Below are 18,417 nucleotides of genomic sequence, written 5' to 3'. Positions count from 1 at the left end.
CCCGGCCGCCCGCCCGAATGCAGGCGAAATAGCCAGGCAAACGAGGCGAACCGGACCGACGACGGGTGAACTGCTGTGAGTCTTCCGACATCGACGCCGGTCAGCGCGCCGGGCCGCACGGGATGGTGCTCGGGAGGCGGCGCGCTCGACCCCGGCGCCGTCAGCGCGGGCCGCGCAGCGCCGCCGCCGCCTCGGCCGCCGACCGCCGCGCGGCCGCCAGCAGCCCCGCCGCGTCGGGACCGGCCGCCAGCACGCCCCGCGAGGACGACGCCAGCACGGTCGAGCGCGCGGCCCCGAAGACCTGGGCCAGCTCACGCTCGCCCGCCCCCTGAGCACCGACGCCCGGCGCCAGCAGCGGGCCGTTGACGGCTTCCAGAGCGGTCCCCGTGGAGCGGGCCGCGTCGCCGACCGTCGCGCCGACGACCAGCCCGACCGACCCCAGGGGCGAGGCCCCGGCGTTGTGCTCGGCGGCCTGCGCGGCCACGGAGGCCGCGACGCTGCGTCCGTCGGACCCGACGGCGTGCTGGACGGCCGCGCCCTCGGGGTTCGACGTCAGGCACAGCACGAACACGCCGCGCCCGGTGGCCGCCGCGAGGTCCAGGGCCGGCACCAGCGCGCCGAAACCGAGGTACGGCGACACCGTCACGGCGTCGCCGGCCAGCGGTGAGCCGTCCGCGAGGAACGCGTCGGCGTAGGCCGACATGGTCGAGCCGATGTCACCGCGCTTGGCGTCGACGATCGACAGGGTGCCCGCGGAGCGGGCCGCCTCGAGCACCTCCTCCAGCGCGGCGAGCCCTCGGGAGCCGTGCCGCTCGAAGAACGCCGTCTGGGGCTTGAGGGCCGCCACCCGCCCGCCCAGGGCGTCCACGACGCGCAGACCGAACTCGCGCACCCCCCGCGCGTCGTCGGACAGCCCCCACTGCGCCAGCAGCGGTGCGTGCGGGTCGATGCCGACGCACAGCGGGCCGTGCTCGTCCATCGCGGCGGCCAGCCGGGCGCCGAAGGGCACCGTGCCGGACGACGCGGCGCTCATGCCCCGACCGCCTCGGCCGTGCGGGACTCACGACGCGTCCGGGTGGCTGCGTCGTGCTCCTGGAGGCTCGCCACGTCGAACGGCCCGCCACGCACCGCCTCGATGGCCTGCACGGCCGCGGCGAGCTGGTCGACCGTCGTCACCATCGGCTTGTCCGCCGCCGTCGTGGCCGCCCGGATCTCGTAGCCGTCGGCGCGAGCACCCTGGCCGGAGGGCGAGTTGACCACCAGGTCCACCCGGCCCTCGGTGATGTGGTCCACGACCGTCGGTTCGCCGTCCGGACCGACACCGTCGGAGTACTTGCGCACCGTGGTCGCCGCGATGCCGTTGCGGGCCAGCACCTGGGCGGTCCCCGACGTCGCGAGGATCTCGAAGCCGATGTCCGCCAGCCGCTTGACCGGGAACACGATGGAGCGCTTGTCGCGGTCCGCGACCGAGACGAACACCGTGCCCGCCGTCGGCAGCCCGCCGAACGCCGCGGCCTGCGACTTGGCGAAGGCGTGCGGGAAGTCCTTGTCGAAGCCCATGACCTCGCCGGTCGAGCGCATCTCCGGGCCCAGCACGGTGTCCACGACGTGGCCCTCGGCGGTGCGGAACCGCTTGAAGGGCAGCACCGCCTCCTTGACCGCCAAGGGCGCACCGAGGTCCAGCGTGCCGCCGTCCCCCTCGGCCGGAAGGATCCCGTCGGCGCGCAGGTCGGCGATCGACTCGCCCACCATGACCCGGGCCGCGGCCTTCGCCAGCGACACCCCCGTGGCCTTCGACACGAACGGCACCGTGCGCGAGGCACGAGGGTTGGCCTCCAGGACGTAGAGCACGTCGGAGACGAGCGCGTACTGGACGTTGAGCAGGCCGCGCACCCCGACGCCGCGGGCGAGGGCCTCGGTGGAGCGGCGGATCCGCTCGACCTCCGCCTGGCTCAGCGAGACCGGCGGCAGCACGCACGCGGAGTCCCCCGAGTGGATGCCTGCCTCCTCGATGTGCTCCATGACCCCGCCCAGGAACAGCTCGGTGCCGTCGAACAGCGCGTCGACGTCGATCTCCATCGCGTCGTCGAGGAACCGGTCGATCAGCAGCGGGGCCGGCAGCGTGCCCGGCGCCCGCGAGACCAGGGCCGCCGCGGCGGCCGCCTCGAGCGCCCGTTCCACGTACCCCGTGAGCTGCTCGGAGGAGTACACGATCTCCATGCCGCGGCCACCGAGCACGTAGGACGGCCGCACCAGGACGGGGTACCCGATCCGCTCGGCCACCTCCTGGGCCTCGGCCAGGGACCGCGCGGTCCCGAACGCCGGCGCCGGCAACCCGGCGTCGGCCAGCACCTGGCCGAAGAGCCCCCGGTCCTCGGCCGCGTCGATCGCCTCGGGCGTCGTGCCGAGGATCGGCAGCCCGGCGTCGGCGAGGTGCTGCGCCAGGCCCAGCGGCGTCTGCCCGCCGAGCTGGACGATGACTCCCTTCACCGGGCCGGCGGCGAGCTCGGCCTCGTACACCTCCAGCACGTCCTCGAGGGTCAGCGGCTCGAAGTACAGCCGGTCCGAGGTGTCGTAGTCGGTGGAGACCGTCTCAGGGTTGCAGTTCACCATGACGGTCTCGTAGGTGCCCTTGAGGGTCAGCGCCGCGTGCACGCACGAGTAGTCGAACTCGATGCCCTGCCCGATGCGGTTCGGCCCCGAGCCCAGGATGATGACCGCCTCCCGCTCGCGCGGGGCGACCTCCGACTCGGTGTCGTAGGACGAGTAGTGGTACGGCGTGGTCGCCGCGAACTCCGCCGCGCACGTGTCCACGGTCTTGTAGACCGGGCGCACACCCAGCGCGTGCCGCGTCCGGCGCACCTCCGCCGTCCCGTGCGGGCCCAGGTCGCGCAGCTGGGCCACCTGCGCGTCGGACAGCCCGTGACGCTTGGCGCGCCGCAGCACGTCGGCGGTCAGCTCCTCGGCCTGCGCGACCTGCTCCGCCACCTCGTTCATCAGCACGATCTGGTCGAGGAACCACGGGTCGATCTTCGTGGCGTCGAAGACCTGCTCCAGCGTCGCGTGACCGGCGACGACCGCTCGCAGCGCCTGCTGCACCCCGACGAGCCGGCCTTCGGTGGGGCGCCGGATCTCGGCCAGCAGCTCGGCGAGACGGTCGCCCGACGGGACCTCCCCCGACCAGCGGAAGTCGACACCGCCCTTGTCGATGCTGCGCAGCGCCTTGCCGAGAGCCTCGGTGAAGTTGCGGCCCAGGGCCATCGCCTCGCCCACGGACTTCATCGTCGTGGTCAGCGTGTCGTCCGCCGCCGGGAACTTCTCGAACGCGAAGCGCGGCACCTTGACCACCACGTAGTCCAGCGTCGGCTCGAAGCTCGCCGGCGTGACGCGCGTGATGTCGTTGGGGATCTCGTCGAGCGTGTAGCCGACGGCCAGCTTGGCCGCGATCTTCGCGATCGGGAAGCCCGTCGCCTTGGACGCCAGCGCCGAGGAGCGCGAGACCCGCGGGTTCATCTCGATGACGACGACGCGGCCGGTGTCCGGTTCGACCGCGAACTGGATGTTGCACCCCCCGGTGTCCACGCCGACCTCGCGGATGACGGCGATGCCGATGTCGCGCAGCTTCTGGTACTCGCGGTCGGTCAGCGTCATCGCGGGGGCCACGGTCACCGAGTCACCGGTGTGCACGCCCACCGGGTCGACGTTCTCGATCGAGCAGACGACCACCACGTTGTCGTCCTTGTCGCGCATGAGCTCGAGCTCGTACTCCTTCCAGCCGAGGATCGACTCCTCCAGGAGCACCTCGGTGGTCGGTGAGTAGTGCAGCCCCTGACCGACGATCCGGCGCAGGTCGGACTCGTCGTAGGCCAGCCCGGACCCGAGCCCGCCCATCGTGAAGGACGGGCGCACGACCATCGGGTAGCCGAGGTCGTCGGCGGCCGCGACCGCCTCGTCGATCGTGTGGATGATCTTCGAGCGCGCGGACTCGCCGCCGCACACCTCGACGACGTCCTTGAACTGCTGGCGGTCCTCGCCCTTCTGGATCGCCGGGATGTTGGCGCCGATGAGCTCCACGCCGTACTCGTCGAGGACGCCGGCCTCGTGCAGCTCGATGGCGGCGTTCAGCGCCGTCTGGCCGCCGAGGGTGGGCAGCAGCGCGTCGGGGCGCTCCTTGGCGATGATCGAGGTGAGCACCTCGCGGGTGATGGGCTCGACGTACGTGGCGTCGGCGAACTCGGGGTCGGTCATGATCGTGGCCGGGTTGGAGTTCACCAGGACCACACGCAGGCCCTCCTCCTTGAGCACGCGGCAGGCCTGCGTGCCGGAGTAGTCGAACTCGCAGGCCTGGCCGATGACGATCGGGCCGGACCCGATGACCAGGACGGAGGAGAGGTCGGAACGGCGGGGCATCAGTTCTCCTTCTCGCCGGTGGGGCCGCCGGCCAGCGCCGCGAGGGCGGCGGGCGGGACGGTCACGGGCTCACGGGTGGTCATGAGGTCCACGAAGCGGTCGAACAGGTACGCGCTGTCGTGGGGGCCGGCGGCGGCCTCGGGGTGGTACTGCACGGAGAAGGCCGGCAGGTCGAGCGCGGTCAGGCCCTCGACCACCTGGTCGTTGAGGCCGACGTGCGAGACGATCACCCGGCCGTAGGGGGCGCCGGCGCCGTGGTCGTCGCGCTCGGCGTCGTACGGTGCGGTGCTCACCGCGTCCACGGGCGCGTCGACGGCGAAGCCGTGGTTCTGGGCGGTGACCTCCACCTTGCCGGTGGTGCGGTCCATCACGGGCTGGTTGATGCCACGGTGGCCGTACCCGAGCTTGTAGGTGCCGTACCCGAGCGCCCGACCGAGCAGCTGGTTGCCGAAGCAGATGCCGAAGAACGGGATCCGGCGGTCCAGCACCTGGCGCAGCAGGTCGATCTCGGCGGTCGCGGCCGACGGGTCACCGGGCCCGTTGGAGTAGAACACCCCGCACGGGCCGTCCGCCGGCAGCAGTGCCTCGACCTCGGCGAGGCTGGTCGACTGCGGCACCACGTGGACGCGCACCCCGCGCTCGGCCAGCCGGACCGGCGTCATGGACTTGATCCCGAGGTCGACCGCCACGACGGTCGCGACCGGGTCGGCGCCCGCGGGCAGCCCGCGCGGCTCGACGGTGTAGGCCTCGGCCGTGGTGACCTCGCGGGCGAGGTCGGCGCCGGCCATCAGCGGCGCACCGCGCACCTCCTCGACGAGGTCGGCGACGTCCCGCTCGACGCCGTCGCGCACGAGACCGTCCCCGGAGAAGATGCCGGCCCGCATGACGCCGAGCTCGCGCAGGTGCCGGGTCAACGAGCGGGTGTCGACCTCGGCGATGCCCACGACGCCCTGCTCGGCGAGCTCCTCGGCGAGCCCCCGCCGGGACCGCCAGCTCGAGGCCCGGCGGGCCGGGTCGCGCAGGACGTACCCGGCGACCCAGATCTTGTGGGACTCGGGGTCGTCGTCGTTGACGCCGGTGTTGCCCACGTGCGGGGCGGTCATCACGACGATCTGGCGGTGGTAGGACGGGTCGGTCAGCGTCTCCTGGTACCCGGTCATCCCGGTGGAGAAGACGATCTCGCCGTGGGTCGTGCCGCGGGCGCCGTACGCGACGCCGCGGGCGACGGTGCCGTCCTCGAGGACGAGGACCGCCGGGTCGGTGCTGGTGCTGGAGGTCACATCGTGTCCTTCGGGCTCGGGGTGGACGGGAGGATGAGGGAGCGCACGGCCTCGACGAGCCGCGCGTTGTCGGCCGTGAAGCGGGTGCGCAGGCCGGTGTCGAGCAGCGCGGCGCCGGTCTCGCCGTCGGACGGCACCTGCCAGGTGAGCACGACCAGGCCGTCGCGGCCCACGTACTTGCCGGCCATGCCGGGCGCGGTGCCCACCGCACGCAGCGCGGCCACCGGCACGAGGACGGGCGGGGCCCCGTCGCGGTCGACGACGACGCCGCCGTCGAGGACCGTGACGTGCGCGGCGCTGCGGTCACCGAGGCCATGGGCGCCCACCCGGGCGAGCCAGTCGCCGGACAGGGTGCTCGACACGTACGTCGCCTCGAGCGGCCCGAGGCGGACCGCGCCGAGTGCGACCTCGTCGGCCGGGAGCGCCGGGGGGCGCGGGACGAGGGGTCGGGTGCGGGCGGCCAGGCGGCGCCGACCGGTCAGCACGAGCGTGAGCAGCAGCGCGCCGATCACCAGCCAGATGCCGACGGCGACGGGCATCGGCAGGTTCATCGGGTGCTGCCCGCAGTGGCGACCGGCACGCCGTCGAGCACGGTGGCGCGACCACGCAGGAACGTGGCCACGACCCGGCCGGGGAGCTCACGGCCCCGGAACGGGGTGTTGCCGCTCGCGGTGGCCTGGGTCGCACCGTCGACGGTCCGTGTCGCGGCCGGGTCGACGAGCGTGAGGTTCGCCGGCTCGCCGACCGCCACGGGCCGACCGTGGGCCGACTCGACCCGGCCGATGCGGGCGGGGGCCGTGGACAGCACCCGGGCGACGTCGGACCAGCTGAGCCGGCCCGTGTCCACCATGGTCTGCTGCACCACGCTCAGGGCCGTCTCCAGGCCGGTCATGCCGAAGGCCGCCGCGCCCCACTCGCAGTCCTTGTCCTCGCGGCTGTGCGGGGCGTGGTCGGTCGCGACGATGTCGATCGTCCCGTCCGCCAGGCCCTCACGCACGGCCTCGACGTCGCGGGCGGTGCGCAGCGGCGGGTTGACCTTGTACGTCGGGTCGTAGGTGCGCGCGAGCTCGTCGGTGAGGACCAGGTGGTGCGGGGTGACCTCGGCGGTCACGTCGATGCCGCGCGACTTGGCCCACCGGACGATCTCCACGGACCCGGCGGTGGACAGGTGGCACACGTGCAGGCGCGAGCCGACGTGCTCGGCCAGGAGCACGTCGCGGGCGACGATGGCCTCCTCGGCGACCGCGGGCCAGCCGGCGAGGCCGACCTGGGCCGAGACCACGCCCTCGTTCATCTGGGCGCCCTCGGTCAGGCGCGGCTCCTGGGCGTGCTGCGCCACCACGCCGTCGAACGCCTTGACGTACTCGAGCGCACGACGCATGAGGATCGGGTCGTGCACGCACTTGCCGTCGTCGGAGAAGACGCGCACGCGCGCGGCGGAGTCGGCCATGGCGCCCAGCTCGGCCAGCCGTTCACCGTCGAGCCCCACCGTCACGGCGCCCACGGGGAAGACGTCGGCCCACCCCGCCTGCTCGCCGAGGCGGTGCACCTGCTCGACGACGCCGGCGGTGTCTGCGACCGGCGAGGTGTTCGCCATCGCGTGCACCGCGGTGAACCCTCCGACGGCGGCGGCCCGGGTGCCGGACGCCACCGTCTCGGCGTCCTCGCGGCCAGGTTCGCGCAGGTGGGTGTGCAGGTCGACCAGCCCCGGCAGCAGGACGTGGCCGGCGGCCTCGACGACCGTGGCGCCGTCGACCGCGGCCGCGCCCGCGTCGGTGATCTGCGCGACGGTCCCGCCGTCGAGCACCACGTCGACGGCCTCGCCGCCGAGGGGACGCACCCCTCGCAGGACGTAGGTGGTGGAGGCACGGGTCAGGTCTGTGCTCACAGGTCGTTCCCTTCCGCCGAGCGGTCCCCGGCCATCAGCAGGTAGAGGGCCGCCATGCGCACGGCGATGCCGTTGGCGACCTGCTCGACGATCACCGCCCGGTCGGAGTCGGCCGCCTCGGCCGAGATCTCCAGGCCGCGGTTCATCGGGCCGGGGTGCATGACGATCGTGTGCGCGGGCAGCGTGGCGAGCCGTCGGGCGTCGAGGCCGTAGTAGCGCGCGTACTCCAGCGGGCTCGGGAAGAACGCGCCCGCACCGCCGGACATGCGCTCACGCTGGACACGCAGCATCATCACGGCGTCGGGCTGCCAGTCCGCCAGCGTCGCGTCGAGGTCGTAGGAGGTGCGGCAGGGCCACGCCTCCACGCCGACGGGCACGAGGGTCGGCGGGGCGACGAGGGTCACCTCCGCGCCCAGGGTGTGCAGCAGCGCGACGTTCGCGCGCGCGACCCGCGAGTGCAGCACGTCGCCGACGATCGCGACCCGCAGCCCCGCCAGGTCCGCGCCGACGCCGTCGTCGTGCGGTGTGCGCAGACCCTGCGCCCGCCCGGCGAGGTGCCGGCGCATCGTGTACGCGTCGAGGAGCGCCTGGGTGGGGTGCATGTGCATCCCGTCACCGGCGTTGAGGACGGCGGCGTCCAGCCACCCGGCGTGCGCGAGCTGGTACGGCGCTCCGGAGGCCCAGTGCCGCACGACGACGGCGTCCGCGCCCATGGCGTGCAGCGTCAGGGCCGTGTCCTTGAGCGACTCGCCCTTGGAGACGCTCGAACCCTTGGCCGAGAAGTTGATGACGTCCGCGCTGAGCCGCTTGGCCGCCGTCTCGAAGGAGATCCGGGTGCGGGTGGAGTCCTCGAAGAACAGGTTGACCACCGTGCGGCCCCGCAGCGTGGGCAGCTTCTTGATCTCGCGCGACTGGGTGGCGGCCATCTGCGCCGCGGTGTCGAGCAGGCCGACCGCCTCGTCGCGGGTGAGGTCGGCCGTGGACAGCAGGTGCCTCATCGGGTGCTCCCCCGCTCGCCCGCGGCGTCCCGCCCGGCGATGACGACGGCGTCGGCGACGCCGTCGATCTCCTCCAGCCGCACGCTGACCCGCTCGCTCTGCGCGGTCGGGAGGTTCTTGCCGACGAAGTCCGGCCGGATCGGGACCTCGCGGTGCCCACGGTCGACGAGACAGGCCAGCCGGACCGCACGCGGGCGGCCGAGGTCGCCGAGCGCGTCGAGCGCGGCGCGGATCGTGCGGCCCGAGAACAGCACGTCGTCGACGAGCACGACCGTCCGGTTCTCGATGCCGGCGGCCGGCAACCGGGTGACGCCGACCGCGCGGGTGGGCTGACGGCGCAGGTCGTCGCGGTACATGGTGACGTCCAGCTCGCCCACGCACGCCTCGGCGTCGAACGCCGGGTCGATCTGGGCGAGCCGCTCGGCCAGGCGCCGGGCGAGGGTGACCCCACGGGTCGGGATGCCGAGCAGCACGAGGTCGTCGACCCCGCGGGCACGCTCGACGATCTCGTGGGCGATGCGGGTGAGTGCGCGAGCGACGTCGCTCGCGGCCAGGACGGTGGTGCCGTCCGGGTCTGCGTCGGAGGGCAGGGCAGGACCAGGGCTCAACGGGACTCCTTCTCCGCCTCACAGGACGGGTTTAAAGGGGGTCTGTCGGCGTCAGCCTAACGCGGGGCCCCGGGGACGACGCAGCCGACGACCACCATGTGGTCGTCGGCTGCGTCACACTCGCCTGCGGCGTGCGGTCCCGCCGTCCGGGACGGCCGCTCGAACCGGCCGCTCAGGCCAGCAGGGTCGGCTTGATCTCGAGGAGCCTGCCCAGCAGACCGTTGACGAAGGCCGGGGAGTCGTCCGTGGACAGCTCGCGGGCGAGGTCCACTGCCTCGTCGACGGCGACCACGTCGGGGACGTCGTCGTTGAAGAGCAGCTCGAACGTGCCCACCCGCAGCAGCGCGCGGTCGACGGCGGGCATCCTGCTGACCGTCCAGCCGCGCGAGTACGTCTCCAACAGCTCGTCGATGCGCTCGCGGTGCGCCACGACGCCTTCGACGAGCTCGACGGTGTACTGGGGCACCGACGCCTCGGCGTGCGGTTCGATCACGCGGTCCTGCAGCAGCACCAGCGGGTCGACGGTGCGCGCCTCCGCCTCGAAGAGGATGTCGGCGGCGCGCTTGCGCGCCTTGGTCCGAGAAGCCATGTCAGTCGGTCACACGGCCGAGGTACGACCCGTCACGGGTGTCGACCTTGACCTTCGTGCCCTGCTCGAGGAACAGCGGGACCTGGATCTCGGCGCCGGTCTCCAGCGTCGCGGGCTTGGTGCCACCGGTGGAGCGGTCGCCCTGCAGGCCGGGCTCGGTGTAGGTGATCTCGAGCACGACGGACGACGGCAGCTCGACGTACAGCGGCTGACCGTCGTTGGACGCGATCATGATGCTCATGCCCTCGAGCATGTAGTCCTTGGCATCACCCACCGTGGCGGCCGGCACCATGATCTGGTCGTAGGTGTCGGTGTCCATGAACACGAAGTCGGTGCCGTCCATGTACAGGTACTGGAAGTCGCGACGGTCGACGTTCGCCGTCTCGACCTTGGTGCCCGCGTTGAACGTCTTGTCGACGACCTTGCCCGAGAGCACGTTCTTCATCTTGGTCCGGACGAACGCGCCGCCCTTGCCCGGCTTGACGTGCTGGAACTCGAGGATCGACCACAGCTGCCCGTCGATGCGCAGCACGGTGCCGTTCTTGATGTCGTTGGAGGTAGCCACGTTCTTGTTCGTCCTCGGCAGGGTCTCGGGGTCAGGCACGGGGCCTGTCGGGAAAGGCGTGCGGTGCCCACAGAGGGCCCGGAACATACTACAGCGCGTGGACGACGGCGTGGCCCGCCAGACCGACGGCCGCGGCCCACACCAGCGAGGCGAGGGTCCCGACGACGAACCGTTCACCGGCGACCGGGTGCTCGCGCAGCTCGGGCAGCCGGCCCAGCGCCTTGACCGCCACGACGACCGCGACGCCCTCCGGGTAGCCCGCGAGGATCGTGCCCGTCATGGCCAGGCGCTCCAGCAGCCCGATCCACGTGCCGTTGCCGAGCACGGCCAGCGCCTCGGCCTGCGCGGAGGGGCCCGACTCGGCGTGCCGGAGCACGAGCGGCACGAGCCACGCCCCGAGCCCGACGCTCAGCACGAGCGTCACCACCGAGACGCCTGTCACCGCCAGGACCTGCCCCACCGTCTCACCCCTCCGTCTCGTCCGGATCGTCGTCCGGATCGCCATCCGGACCGTCCGGATCGTCGCCGGTTCCGTCACGCGGCCCGTCGTCGCGGTGGTCCACGGTCGTCGCGGCAGCGTCGGCGGCACGCAGCAGACGCGCAGCCAGCGGCCGCGCGGCCGCCTCCTCCGCCCAGAGCGCCGTGCGCAGCCGCTGGCTCACCGCCTGTTCGCTCACGCCCAGCCGGGCCGCCACGGCTCGCTGCGGGGCATCGTCGCCGTCGTGCTCGGCGAGCATATCGACCGCCTCCCACCCGGCCCCGGACCGACGCGCCGCGACGGCGCCCAGGAGCCGCAGCAGTGCCTGGGCGTCGCCGGCGATGGTGCCGGCAGGCTCCTGCGGCGGCCCGACGACGGAGATCGGCACCGAGCTGCCCCTGCCCTTCGCGTCCTCGACGGCCGAGCGCGCCCGGACGAACGCCGGCCCGGCGGCGGCGCGAGAGCTCTCGGGCAGCGGCTGGTCCACCCCTCCGACCCCGACGCCGACCGACCAGCCGCCGTCGCGCAGCACGTCGCCGACCACGACGACCGCGAGGCGCGCCCCGTCGTCGTCGGCCGCCAGCACCGCCTGGACCTCGTCGCCCACGGTCCGCTCGAAAGGCAGCACGAAGCCGCGCGCGGCTTCGTCGGCAGGGATCGTCGCCCGCAGACGCTCGAGCAGCGCGGGCACCAGGTCCCCCCGCGTGGTGCTCGCCTTCTGGTCGATGGTCAGGACGATCATGAATCTAGGCTACATCCTTGACTATATGACATCAATATCCTGGACTTGAGCGAGAGCGATCTAGCCTGCCAGCTTGTTCGCGATAGCTTCCAGGGCGAGGCGGTACGAGTCGAAACCGAACCCCGCCACCGTCCCGCTCGCGATGCCCGCCACGACGGACAGGTGCCGGAACGACTCCCGCGACGCAGGATTCGACAGGTGCACCTCCACCAGCAGGAGGTCCGACGTCGTCACCTGCGCCGCGGCGTCCCGCAGGGCATAGCTGTAGTGGGTGAAGGCTGCAGGGTTGAGCACCACGTGCGACCGGCTGTCGACCGCCTCGTGCAGCCATCCGACGAGGGTGGACTCGTCGTCGGTCTGGCGCACCTGGGCACGGAGCCCCAGGTCGCTCCCCCAGCGCGCGGCCTCCCGCTCGAGGTCGGCCATGGACGCGTGCCCGTAGATCTCCGGCTCGCGCACGCCGAGGCGGCCGAGGTTGGGACCGTTGAGGATCATCACGGGCGCGCCGTCGTCGACTGTCATGGACCCGAGCGTACTCAGGAGGACGCCGCCCAGAACACGCCGACCGCTCCTTGACCTCGAGTCGGCTCGAGGTATCAGTCTGGTGCCGTCCACCCGATCCGCACCCTCCCCGTCGCACCCCAGGAGCCCCGATGACGACCAGCCCACCACCCCTCACGACCCTCCGCGCCGCCCTCGACGGCACCGCCACCGTCCTGACGCCGGAGACCGACGGCTTCTCCGCCGCCCACCAGCTCCGGCTCGGCGGGGTCGACGCCCTCCCGGGCGCCGTCGTCCGCCCCACCGACACCGCCGGCGTCGTCCGTGCCGTACGTTTCGCGGCCGACCACGGCCTCGAGCTCGCGGTCCGCTCGGGCGGGCACTCCGCGCTCGGTCGAGGCCGGCAGGACGGCGCTCTGGTGCTCGACATGCGTGACCTGCACGCGATCGAGGTCGACCGCGCCACCCGGACCGCGACCGCCGGCGGCGGCATCACCGCCGGCGCCTACACGGCCGCGACGGCGGAGCACGGGCTCGTCACACCGTTCGGCGACACCGGGACGGTCGGGGTCGCCGGCATCACGCTGGGCGGCGGCGTCGGCTTCCTGTCCCGGCGGCTCGGCATGACCGTCGACTCCCTGCGGGCCGCCCAGGTCGTCACGGCCGACGGCGAGGTCCGCGTCGCCTCCCCCGACTCGGACCCGGACCTGTTCTGGGGGATCCGGGGCGGCGGCGGGAACCTCGGCGTCGTCACCGAGCTGACGTTCGACGTCCACGAGCTCGGCACCGTCGTCGGCGGGCCGCTGATCCTGCCCGGGACGCCGGCCTCCGTGGCGGGAGCGGTCTCGCTGCTGCGGGCAGCGCCGCGCGAGCTCGCGGCCATCGTCATGGTCATGGTCGCACCACCGATGCCGTTCCTGCCCGCCGAGGTCCACGGCCGCCTCGTCACCATGGTCAACCTCTGCTGGTCCGGTGACGTCGGCGATGCGGACGCAGCCGTCGCTCCGCTGCGCGCCCTCGGCGAGCAGGAGGGCGGCGTGATCGCCGACATGGTGGCCCCGGGCCCGTACCCGGGTCTCCTGGTCGGGCCGGAGGGTCCGCCGATGGCGATGCGCAACCGGTCGTTCTTCGCCGACGACCTCGACGAGGCCGCCGCCACCGACCTCCTCACCGCCCTGGAGACGAGCACGGCCATGATGCGCGCGGTGCAGCTGCGCGTGCTCGGCGGCGCCGTCGCAGACGTCCACCCGGACGCCACGGCCTTCGCCCACCGCGACGCCGCGATCACCGGGGTCGTCGCCGTGGCGGAACAGTCGTCCGCCGAGGTCGCCCGGCACGCCGGCTGGGTGTCCGACCTCGCCGACCGGCTGCGTGCCGGCCGAGCGGGCGCGTACGTCAACTTCGTGCCCGACGGGGACCCCGCACGGCTCACCGACGCCTACCCGGGCGAGACCGGCCGCCGGCTGGCCGAGCTCAAGGCGGCCTACGACCCGCACAACCTCTTCCGCGGTAACCTCAACGTCCCTCCGGCCCCGGGCACCTGAGACCGGCGGACGGCAGGTCGAGGGCGTCCGTCGCGGCGTCGGCGGAGACCAGGTCGGCCATCGTCACGACGCGACCGGGCCGGGCCTCCACGACCCGTCGCGCCGCCAGGGCGGTGAGCGGACCCGCCGCGGCGGACTGACCGGTCCCGGTGGCGACCAGCTGCTCACCGGTCCGGCGTGCGGTGACCTGGAGACTCCAGTCTGCCGTGCCGAGGGGTGGCGCGGAGCTGATCAACCAGCGGCCACGACCGGCCCGGCCGACCAGTGCGGCCACCGCGGTCGCGGTGCTGCTGGAGAACGTCAGCCGGGTCCGCACGGCTCGGTCCGCGACGAGCACCTGGTCGCCGAAGTCGGCGCGCAGATACGTGCGCACCCGCCGATCCGGCCCGGCGGGCAACGACCAGGTTGCGGCCCCTCTGCTGCTCGGCGCAGCCGGTCGAGCCCGTCGGTGGCGCGCAGGTCCACCGGCACCCCGCCGTCGCCGGGCGCCTGAGCACCGCCGTTCCCACCAGCGACCTCCCCGCCGCGCGCCAGCTCCTGCTGTCCGTCCTCGTCCTGACCACCGGGGCCTGGACGCTGTCCGGCATCGGCGCGCTCGCCACCCCGGGCGCCGACGTCGCCGCGCGGCGGCAGGCCGTGGTGGGGCACGCCACGGCCCTGGCACGCGCCGCTCAGTCCGGCTGGACGGCCGTCCAGCCGGTCCACCGGGCGACCCGCACCCGCACGAGCGGGCCGGCGGGTCGGCGCCGGCGGTACGGCGCGTAGCGGGCCGCGAGCGCATCGAGGGCCGTCTCGCGGGCGGTACCGTCCGTCTCGATCGTCGCCGGCCCGTCGGCCCGCACCCACCACAACCTCGACCAGTCCTCGTCGTAGGCGTCCACCAGCAGCGAGGCGCGGGGGTTGTCCACGAGGTTGCGCAGACGGCGCAGGTCGGTGGTCGTCTTGGGCTTGTGGTCGACGGCGGAGACGAGGTGGGTGCCGTCGTCGGCGTCCAGGGCGGCGAAGGTCACGGGGACCACGTGCGGGACGCCGTCGGCATCGGCCGTCGCGAGGTGGGCGTGGCGCGCTGCCGCGACGCGACGGCGGCACTCCGTCCTGTCGAGCGCGGGCACCGGCGGTTACGACCGCATCGCGTCGATCTCGTCGCGACGCAGCGCCACGAGACGGTCGACGACGTGGTCCGGCAGCGGCCGGTCAGGCTGGAAGCCGATCGACCCCTTGGTCACGTGGTACCCCCGGAGGTCGTCCGCGAGCGCCTCGATCACGGATGGGCTGAACGGATAGACGCCGACGTGCTTCCTCGTCTCGACCACGCTGATCAGCGGGCTGCCGCCGTAGCGCAGCGCGGGCATACCGTAGCCGGTGCCCTCCTCGGCGTCTGGTACGAGCGACCGTGCTCGCGCCAGGATGCGGCCGACCGCCTCCTGCGCGGCACCGTCGAGGGACTCGACGTACTCGCTGACCTCGCCCATGGCCCCATGGTGGGCCATCGGGCCGGGCTGCGCCCGCGCGCGGTCAGGCGTCGGCGCGGTCGGTCACCACGAGCATGAGGACCAGCCCGGTCAGCAGCACGGCGACGATGCCGAGCACGCCCCAGATCGTCGCTCCGGTCAGCGCGATGACCGTGCCCCACAGCATCGGCGTCAGGAACGACACGGCGCGCCCCGTGGTGGCGTACAGGCCGAAGATCTCCGACTCCTGCCCGGCGGGGGTCAGCCGGGCGAGGAACGACCGCGAGGCGGTCTGGGCGGGCCCGACGAAGCAGGTGAGCGCCAGCCCTGCCACCCAGAACACGACGGCTCCGAGGGGGTGCAGCGCGACGACGACGAGGCCGCAGGTCACCAGCGCGGCGAGCGACCAGACGATCACCCGGCGGGCGCCGAGCCGGTCGTCGAGGCGGCCCGCGACGATCGTGCTGGCCCCGGCGAGCAGGTTGGCGGCGATGCCGAAGAGGATGACCTGGTCGTCGGCGAAGCGGAACGACACGGCCGCCACGATCGCGCCGAAGGTGAAGACGCCGGCCAGCCCGTCGCGGTAGACGGCGCTGGCCAGCAGGAACCAGAACGTGGTGCGCGACGTGCGGAACAGCCGGACGACGTCGTGCCACAGCTCGACGTATCCCGCGAAGAAGCCGACCCGGGGCCGGTCCGCCGCCGGCGGCGCCTCGGGGACGTTGCGGAACAGGGGCCAGGCGAACGCGACCGCCCACAGGCCGCAGCCGACGGCGATCGCCCGGTAGCCGAGCCCGTCGTCGGTGGGCATGCCGAAGAAGTCGAGCTGCTGCGCGACGACGACCACCACGAGCGCGACGATGCCGCCGACGTACCCGAGCCCCCAGCCGAGCCCCGAGACCTTGCCGATCGTGCGCGGTGTGGACACCTGGGTGAGCATCGCGTTGTAGTTCACGCCGGCGATCTCGCTGGCGACGCTGCCCAGCGAGATCAGCGCCGCGCCCAGCACGAAGTAGGCGGGGTCGGCGCGCACGAGGCCGAGGCCGAACATGCACACCACCAGCAGGATGGTGCCGGCGCCGAGCCAGGCCTTGCGCCGCCCGGTGACGTCCGCCCGCCGGCCCAGCACGGGAGCGAGGAGCGCGACCAGGAGGCCGCCGACGGCGATCCAGGCGCCCAGGGCGCTGGTCAGGCCCGCGAGCGCCCGCTCGTAGGCGGGGTCGTCCTCGCCGAGGGCCACGACGGCCGGGTCCACGAACGAGTCCTGCGTGAGGTACAGGGCGGTGAAGACGAAGGTGAGCACGACCGTGTTGAACGGCTGGGTGGCCCAGTCCCACAGGGCCCAGGACCGCACCCGACGGCGGCGTTCGGCCGTGGGCAACGCCTCGAAGGGGTGGTCGCCGGACGCAGGTCCCGACGGCTTCGTCGGCGTGGGGTCGCTCATGGGCGCCGAGTCTGCCGCATCCGGGTGAACGGCGGGTAGCGGCTCGCGGTCGCGGCCGCCACCGCGCGGACCTCGTGCCCGGCGACGTACGGTACCTGCGTGCCAGCGCTGCCCGACGTCCCGCCGCCCGACGAGCCCGCCGGGCGGCCCGCCTGGGAGCCCGACCCGCTGCTCGACGGCTTCGTGTCCGCGCCTCTCGGGCCCGCGACGCTCGTGCGGCGTACCGAGCGCCCGGCCGCGCCGCGGGGCGTCGTGCTGCACGTGCACGGCTACAACGACTACTTCTTCCAGGACCATCTGGCGGACGCCCTGCACGAAGCGGGGCACGTCCTCTACGCGGTGGACCTGCGGCGCGCCGGTCGCTCGCTGCTGCGCCCGGCCGCCGACGCCCGCGCCGAGGCGGGGGTGCCGCCGCACTTCACCACGTCCCTGCGGGAGTTCGGCGTCGACCTGGACGCGGCGCTCCGCCAGGTCCGCGCCGCCGAGCCGGACCTGCCGGTCGCGGTGCACGCCCACTCCACCGGTGCGCTGACCACGTCGATGTGGGCGCACGCGCGCGGGGCGGACGGGCCCGACGCCGTCGTGCTGAACTCGCCGTTCCTGGACCTGGCCGGTTCCTGGCTCTCCCGGCAGGTCAACACCGGCGTGCTGGGAGTGCTCGGCCGGCTGCGCCCGCTGGCGGTCGTGAGCACCCACCCCTCGGTCTACGCCACCTATCAGCACCTGGACAACGGCGGGCGGTGGTGCTTCGACACGCGCCTGAAGAAGCCCGAGGGACAGCCGGCCCGTGCCGCGTGGCTGCGGGCGGTGCGCCGCGCGCAGCTGCGTCTGGCCCGCGGCCTGGAACTCGGCGGTCCCGTGCTGGTCGCGCGGTCCGCGGCCTCGGGCCCGGACAGCCCCGACAACCCGGGCCTCGACCGGCAGGACACGGTGCTCGACACGCGGCAGATCGCCCGGCTCGCGCCGCGGCTGGGCTGTGACGTGACGCAGGTGGTCGTCGACGGCGGGGTGCACGACCTGGCCCTCTCGGCGGACGGCCCGCGCCAGGAGTACCTGGAGGCCCTCACGGGCTTCCTCGCCGATCGGCTGCCGGCGGTGGCGGGATGAGCGCCGCGGCACCGTCCCTGCACCCGTACTTCGGCGTGCCCGGGCCCACCGGCCGTCCACCGGTCGCGGCCCTGGCGCACCGCGGCTTCTCCCACGGCGACGCGAACCTGGAGAACTCGATGGCGGCCTTCGCCGCGGCGGTCGAGCTCGGCTACCGGTACGTGGAGACCGACGCCCACGGCACGCGCGACGGGGTGGCCGTCGCCCTGCACGACGAGTCGCTCGACCGCACCACCGACGGCTCGGGCCTGGTGGCGGACCTGTCCTGGGAGCAGGTCCGCACGGCGCGCATCGGTGGCACGGAACCCGTGCCGCTGCTGGCCGACGTCCTGGGCACCTGGCCGGACCTGCGCGTCAACATCGACGTCAAGGGCGACTCGGGCATCGAGCCGGTCGCGGCGGCGATCGAGGCGACGGCGAGCCACGACCGCGTGTGCGTCACGTCGTTCTCCCCGCGGCGTCGTCGGGCCACGCTGGACCGGTTGTCCCGGCCCGCGGCAACCAGCGCGGGGCGCGGCGAGGTGGTCGGTTTCCTGGTGGGCGCCCGGCTGCGCGTCCCCCCGCTGGTGCGCCGCGCCCTGCGCCGCGTGGACGCCCTGCAGGTCCCCGTGGCCGAGGACGGCCTGACAATCGTCGACGCCCGGACGGTCGCCGCGGCGCACCGCGCGGGGCGGTACGTGCACGTGTGGACGGTCGACGAGCCCGCCGAGATGCGCCGACTGCTCGACCTGGGGGTGGACGGGCTGGTCACCGACCGTGCGGACCTGCTGCGCGAGGTGCTGCGCCAGCGCGGGCTGTGGGTATGAGATCTA

General features: G+C 73.8%; 19 protein-coding genes. 3 read left to right on the top strand and 16 right to left on the bottom strand.

Translation table 11 applies throughout. The features are described from left to right. Positions 1 to 160: 160 nt before the first annotated feature. From pyrF to UQW22_RS14425, 12 genes are all read right to left on the bottom strand, one after another. Positions 161 to 1,033, bottom strand: a complete 873-nt coding sequence (gene pyrF, locus UQW22_RS14480; protein ID WP_407317783.1) for an orotidine-5'-phosphate decarboxylase — start codon at positions 1,031 to 1,033, stop codon at positions 161 to 163. Continuing rightward, a complete protein-coding gene (gene carB, locus UQW22_RS14475; protein ID WP_407317782.1) occupies positions 1,030 to 4,410 on the bottom strand; it encodes a carbamoyl-phosphate synthase large subunit in 3,381 nt (1,126 codons plus the stop codon). The genes pyrF and carB overlap by 4 nt, the downstream gene beginning before the upstream one ends. Then, positions 4,410 to 5,690 (bottom strand): glutamine-hydrolyzing carbamoyl-phosphate synthase small subunit, encoded by a 1,281-nt coding sequence (gene carA, locus UQW22_RS14470; RefSeq protein WP_407317781.1) that lies wholly within the window; start codon positions 5,688 to 5,690, stop codon positions 4,410 to 4,412. The genes carB and carA overlap by 1 nt, the downstream gene beginning before the upstream one ends. Next, positions 5,687 to 6,241: a hypothetical protein gene (locus UQW22_RS14465; protein WP_407317780.1), complete on the bottom strand. Its 555-nt coding sequence runs from the start codon at positions 6,239 to 6,241 to the stop codon at positions 5,687 to 5,689. Before UQW22_RS14465 ends, carA begins: the two co-directional genes overlap by 4 nt. Next, positions 6,238 to 7,578 carry a dihydroorotase gene (locus UQW22_RS14460; RefSeq protein WP_407317779.1) on the bottom strand — a complete coding sequence of 447 codons (1,341 nt, stop codon included), beginning with the start codon at positions 7,576 to 7,578 and terminating at the stop codon, positions 6,238 to 6,240. Before UQW22_RS14460 ends, UQW22_RS14465 begins: the two co-directional genes overlap by 4 nt. Continuing rightward, positions 7,575 to 8,576, bottom strand: a complete 1,002-nt coding sequence (locus UQW22_RS14455) for an aspartate carbamoyltransferase catalytic subunit (protein WP_407317778.1) — start codon at positions 8,574 to 8,576, stop codon at positions 7,575 to 7,577. Before UQW22_RS14455 ends, UQW22_RS14460 begins: the two co-directional genes overlap by 4 nt. Next, positions 8,573 to 9,184 carry a bifunctional pyr operon transcriptional regulator/uracil phosphoribosyltransferase PyrR gene (pyrR, locus tag UQW22_RS14450; RefSeq protein WP_407317777.1) on the bottom strand — a complete coding sequence of 204 codons (612 nt, stop codon included), beginning with the start codon at positions 9,182 to 9,184 and terminating at the stop codon, positions 8,573 to 8,575. The genes UQW22_RS14455 and pyrR overlap by 4 nt, the downstream gene beginning before the upstream one ends. Positions 9,185 to 9,356: 172 nt before the next feature. Further along, complete coding sequence (gene nusB / locus UQW22_RS14445) at positions 9,357 to 9,773, bottom strand: transcription antitermination factor NusB (RefSeq protein ID WP_407317776.1); 417 nt, start codon at positions 9,771 to 9,773, stop codon at positions 9,357 to 9,359. A 1-nt stretch (position 9,774) separates the two neighbouring features. Next, entirely contained in the window at positions 9,775 to 10,338 is a 564-nt protein-coding gene (gene efp, locus UQW22_RS14440; protein ID WP_407317775.1) for an elongation factor P, read from the bottom strand. 88 nt (positions 10,339 to 10,426) lie between these two features. Then, entirely contained in the window at positions 10,427 to 10,798 is a 372-nt protein-coding gene (locus tag UQW22_RS14435; RefSeq protein WP_407317774.1) for a hypothetical protein, read from the bottom strand. Positions 10,799 to 10,802: 4 nt separating this feature from the next. Further along, positions 10,803 to 11,558 (bottom strand): hypothetical protein, encoded by a 756-nt coding sequence (locus tag UQW22_RS14430; protein WP_407317773.1) that lies wholly within the window; start codon positions 11,556 to 11,558, stop codon positions 10,803 to 10,805. 60 nt (positions 11,559 to 11,618) lie between these two features. Further along, complete coding sequence (locus UQW22_RS14425; RefSeq protein ID WP_407317772.1) at positions 11,619 to 12,080, bottom strand: type II 3-dehydroquinate dehydratase; 462 nt, start codon at positions 12,078 to 12,080, stop codon at positions 11,619 to 11,621. 131 nt (positions 12,081 to 12,211) lie between these two features. Here UQW22_RS14425 and UQW22_RS14420 point away from each other — a divergent pair, with 131 nt between their 5' ends. Further along, positions 12,212 to 13,603: an FAD-binding oxidoreductase gene (locus UQW22_RS14420; RefSeq protein ID WP_407317771.1), complete on the top strand. Its 1,392-nt coding sequence runs from the start codon at positions 12,212 to 12,214 to the stop codon at positions 13,601 to 13,603. Here the strand turns inward: UQW22_RS14420 and UQW22_RS14415 are convergent. The 4 genes from UQW22_RS14415 to UQW22_RS14400 form a co-directional block, all read right to left on the bottom strand. Next, the gene (locus UQW22_RS14415; RefSeq protein WP_407317770.1) at positions 13,575 to 13,976 is read right to left on the bottom strand and encodes a hypothetical protein; all 402 of its coding nucleotides are present in this window, start codon (positions 13,974 to 13,976) and stop codon (positions 13,575 to 13,577) included. The genes UQW22_RS14420 and UQW22_RS14415 overlap by 29 nt on opposite strands. Positions 13,977 to 14,274: 298 nt before the next feature. Further along, positions 14,275 to 14,715, bottom strand: a complete 441-nt coding sequence (locus UQW22_RS14410; RefSeq protein WP_407317769.1) for a TIGR03668 family PPOX class F420-dependent oxidoreductase — start codon at positions 14,713 to 14,715, stop codon at positions 14,275 to 14,277. Positions 14,716 to 14,721: 6 nt separating this feature from the next. Beyond that, positions 14,722 to 15,075 carry an iron chaperone gene (locus tag UQW22_RS14405; protein WP_407317768.1) on the bottom strand — a complete coding sequence of 118 codons (354 nt, stop codon included), beginning with the start codon at positions 15,073 to 15,075 and terminating at the stop codon, positions 14,722 to 14,724. 43 nt (positions 15,076 to 15,118) lie between these two features. Further along, positions 15,119 to 16,498, bottom strand: coding sequence for an MFS transporter (locus tag UQW22_RS14400; protein ID WP_407317767.1), 1,380 nt, complete (start codon positions 16,496 to 16,498; stop codon positions 15,119 to 15,121). A gap of 99 nt (positions 16,499 to 16,597) precedes the next feature. Here UQW22_RS14400 and UQW22_RS14395 point away from each other — a divergent pair, with 99 nt between their 5' ends. Together UQW22_RS14395 and UQW22_RS14390 are read left to right on the top strand one after the other, a co-directional pair. After that, positions 16,598 to 17,605: an alpha/beta hydrolase gene (locus UQW22_RS14395; protein WP_407317766.1), complete on the top strand. Its 1,008-nt coding sequence runs from the start codon at positions 16,598 to 16,600 to the stop codon at positions 17,603 to 17,605. After that, on the top strand, positions 17,602 to 18,411 hold the full coding sequence (locus tag UQW22_RS14390; protein WP_407317765.1) for a glycerophosphodiester phosphodiesterase: 810 nt from the start codon (positions 17,602 to 17,604) through the stop codon (positions 18,409 to 18,411). Before UQW22_RS14395 ends, UQW22_RS14390 begins: the two co-directional genes overlap by 4 nt. Positions 18,412 to 18,417: the final 6 nt, after the last annotated feature.

It is taken from the genome of Isoptericola halotolerans (assembly GCF_045689585.1).
In the GTDB taxonomy this organism is placed as follows: Bacteria; Actinomycetota; Actinomycetes; order Actinomycetales; family Cellulomonadaceae; genus Isoptericola; species Isoptericola halotolerans_B.
Note: the sequence above shows the minus strand (reverse complement) of the source record. Positions and strands in the feature narration are given on the sequence as shown.